This is a genomic window from Caulobacter sp. SRI_008 (genome assembly GCF_057586355.1).
The window spans coordinates 1-204 of sequence record NZ_JBYCZS010000073.1 but is presented as its reverse complement, the minus strand read 5'-3'; the positions used below and the strand labels follow the sequence as shown (position 1 = coordinate 204).

Sequence of the window (204 nt, the reverse complement as noted above, 5' to 3'; positions counted from 1 at the left end):
ACGTGAGCCGTGTTGATCGTGATGCCGCGGGCCTTTTCTTCCGGCGCGGCGTCGATGTCGGCGTAGTTCTTGGCGGTCGCGCCGCCCGACTTCGCCAGCGTGATCGTGATCGCGGCCGTCAGCGTCGTCTTGCCATGGTCAACGTGACCGATGGTGCCGATGTTGCAGTGCGGCTTATTACGTTCGAACTTTTCCTTGGCCATC

At 61.8% G+C, this 204-nt stretch carries 1 protein-coding gene; it reads right to left on the bottom strand.

All coding sequences use genetic code 11. The annotated features are described in order from the left end of the window. A partial coding sequence (locus AC2YHT_RS25700) for a GTP-binding protein (RefSeq protein WP_487292622.1) occupies window positions 1-203 on the bottom strand: 203 nt, incomplete at its 3' end. Window position 204: the final 1 nt, after the last annotated feature.